A 3,156-nucleotide genomic window follows, 5' to 3' on the forward strand; every position below is an offset into this window, starting at 1 on the left:
ATTTTAAACAAGTAATTTAAAAAATATATTCAATATTAACACTTTTTATTATATAAAATTTTTCTTAAAATTACCATATAAACTTTAATTTGTTAAAAACGATACCATATTTCATGATATTATTGCTATATTTCATAAAACAGATAAGTATAAACTGTTAACCCCCGAATCATTCCCTCTCCTTGTAAAAAATCATTTATTTCCCGTCAGCACAACGAGCTTTTATAAATCAGCACGAAAAAAAAGACAGCAATTGCTGTCTTTTCCATCATGCCTTTAACGCATCTTCAAATGGCGCTGAATATAATCCTCTTGGCGCCAGCATATCCGTATCCGATTCACGGATTTCCCCACCGAGAGTATATGGACCTGCTGGAAAATAATCAAACATTTCACTTTCCTTATGTATGATCAAGAAATGATCGAATAAATCATCCATAAGTTCTTGATGTTCATCTATCTTGATGATTTCGCCACATTCATCAATTTCAAAGTTTTCATTAATCGCATCTTGAAGTTCCTCATTATTTGAATACGCGATATAAAAATCGACATCCCCGCACTCCATGCATAGCAAGAGTTTTTCTTCTAGTGCTTCTTCATAGGTCTTCAGGACGATTCCCTTTAAAATGGCATCAATCTTTCCAGTATTAATCAGTTTAATTTTAGTCTGGAACACAAAACCCCTCCAATCAAATACAGCATTTAAATAAGTAAACGCCAGTTAAACAAGCTCACCCTTAAATAGGAAATTGTTGAAGATCATTCTCAATCATCACATAAATCAAAGTCCCTAAGTTCGTTTATTAACAGCCATGGGAACCTATCCCAAGACTTGGTCATCAAGGGCAATACATGCAACCTCTAAGATCCCGTTTTTGAATTAGATAGGAATCCCCCACTTCGTGCATATAATAAGTTTGCCCACATAATTAGAATCATAATCTTCTATAATACAAAGAAAAAGATGATTGGAAGCGTAATCAGGCTTAATGAAGTACTTATGAAAGTAGCACTTGATACGAATTCAGGCTCTGTGTTGAATTGGAGCGCATACATCGTAGTGTTGGCCGCCGTTGGCATGGCAGCTACGATGATCATGATATGCCTGACCATTTCACCCACTGGTAAGGCAAGTGATAGCAGGAAGGCAATGGCTGGTGAAACGGCAAGTTTAAGTAACAGCGAAACTGATAGTTTTCGATAGGCAATCTTTTTCAGGGAAATGTTGGCCAGCTGCATTCCCAGTGTAATCATGATTGTTGGGATTGCTGCATTTGCTACAAGGTTAATAGCTTCCATAACCGAATTGCTTAAAGGTATGTTCCCGAACTGAAATACTGTACCCGCAATGGCTCCATAAACAATTGGCATCCGACATACTGCTTTAATCGCTGTTTGAACTCCGTTACCTTCCGGGCTGCCCTTTGCTGCGAAATATATGCCTATCGTGCACATCACTAACTGCTGTCCCACCATAAGGATTATTGCATAATCGAGTCCTGCGGCACCGAATAACAGGAAAATGACAGGTGTTCCGTAATTCCCGTTATTCATGAATGCCGATGCCAATATCATGCCGCTTGTTTCAGTGACTGTATAATTGCGAAAAAAAGATATGATGTAGACTACCAGAATGAGAGAAAGACAAAGTACTATCGTGAATAAGAACAGGTAAACATAATTAATCGTAAATTCTGCGGAATAAAAAGTTCGGAATACAAGAAAAGGTGACATTAAATATAATGCCATCGTTGAAATCGATTTTGTATCAAGTTTAAACTTTTTCTGACCAATGAAACCTAAAACAAATATACCGAATATCGGTAAAAGAACTCCCAAAAACCCCATGCATATCACCTTCATAATTCTAATGATTTTCTTCTAACCATATCAGTTTTATAATTATTTGTAAAAATTCTTTTAAACCACCTTTTGATTTCTTATATATTACCGAAAAATGAATTTTCTTTATTTTCAGAAAAAAATAATCCGTTTCCCAATGCGTATGGTATATTGTTTATTATATTTACGTTCATAAACGTAACATCAACACTTTTTGGTTATTAATATATGAAGGGGTGTTTTTTAGTGGATGTAAAATACATGGAGATGGCAGTTCGGCTTGCATATGAAAATGTTATGGCAAAGAACGGAGGACCTTTTGGTGCCATAATCGTTAAAGATGGCAAAGTCGTAGGCAGAGGATGTAATAATGTGACAACGGCCAACGATCCTACAGCTCACGCCGAAGTACAGGCGATTCGTGATGCATGCAGGAATCTCGACAGCTTCCAGCTTGCAGATTGTGAAATTTACACTAGCTGCGAACCTTGCCCCATGTGCATCGGTGCTATTTATTGGGCACGTCCTAAAGCCATTTATTACGCATGTACTAAAGAAGACGCTGCACTTATTGGTTTTGATGATCACTTTATATACAAGGAACTTGCCCTGCCAATGGAAAAACGGACGATAAAAATGGAACAACTTTCTTTAAATGACCACGAATTACCATTTCGAACATGGGAAACCAGTACTGAAAAAGTGAAATATTAACCGGTTATATTTTTGTCAAAGGGGTTACGCATATGAAAAAAAACTTGCTTAAAAGGAGAATAGACGTTGCTGCTGGGAGAACGCCTGCGGATTGTGTCATAAAGAACGGGCAAATCATAGATGTTTTCAATGGTGATATCTATAAAGGTGACATTGCTGTCGTCGATGGTTTTTTTGCTGGAATTGGGCGTTATGAGGGTATTTCAGAAATCGATGCAGCAGGAAAATTCGTATGCCCTACATTCATCGATGGCCATGTCCATATTGAATCTTCGATGGTAAGGCCATCGGAACTCGCAAAAATCCTCCTTTTACATGGTGTGACGAGCATCATTGCAGACCCTCATGAAATTGCCAATGTTTCTGGCAAAATGGGCATGGAATATATGATTGATCAATCCGCTCAACTCCCTTTTGACTTTTACTTCATGATGCCTTCTTGTGTACCTGCTACGGAGTTTGAACACTCTGGTGCTGTCCTAAAAAGTGAAGATTTAATTCCGTTTTATCAAAACCCGAGAGTGCTCGGTTTAGCTGAAGTCATGAATTTCCCGGCCGTTTCACTTACGGAGGAGGATATGCTGCAAAAAATATACG

Annotated in this window: 4 protein-coding genes; 2 read left to right on the forward strand and 2 right to left on the reverse strand. The window is 37.7% G+C overall.

The genetic code is table 11. The features are described 5' to 3' along the window. Positions 1 to 268: 268 nt before the first annotated feature. A complete protein-coding gene (locus ACFVSH_RS24615) occupies positions 269 to 679 on the reverse strand; it encodes a hypothetical protein (RefSeq protein WP_387598977.1) in 411 nt (136 codons plus the stop codon). A 269-nt stretch (positions 680 to 948) separates the two neighbouring features. Next, complete coding sequence (locus ACFVSH_RS24620) at positions 949 to 1,851, reverse strand: AEC family transporter (protein WP_260287526.1); 903 nt, start codon at positions 1,849 to 1,851, stop codon at positions 949 to 951. A gap of 222 nt (positions 1,852 to 2,073) precedes the next feature. Between ACFVSH_RS24620 and ACFVSH_RS24625 the strand changes: the two genes are divergently transcribed. Together ACFVSH_RS24625 and ACFVSH_RS24630 are read left to right on the forward strand one after the other, a co-directional pair. Next, positions 2,074 to 2,559, forward strand: coding sequence for a nucleoside deaminase (locus ACFVSH_RS24625; RefSeq protein ID WP_387708367.1), 486 nt, complete (start codon positions 2,074 to 2,076; stop codon positions 2,557 to 2,559). A 32-nt stretch (positions 2,560 to 2,591) separates the two neighbouring features. Continuing rightward, positions 2,592 to 3,156 (forward strand): amidohydrolase family protein (locus tag ACFVSH_RS24630; RefSeq protein WP_387708369.1); only part of this gene is annotated, 565 nt, incomplete at its 3' end.

The organism is Peribacillus sp. NPDC058002 (assembly GCF_042886655.1).
Classification (GTDB): domain Bacteria; phylum Bacillota; class Bacilli; order Bacillales; family DSM-1321; genus Peribacillus; species Peribacillus aracenensis.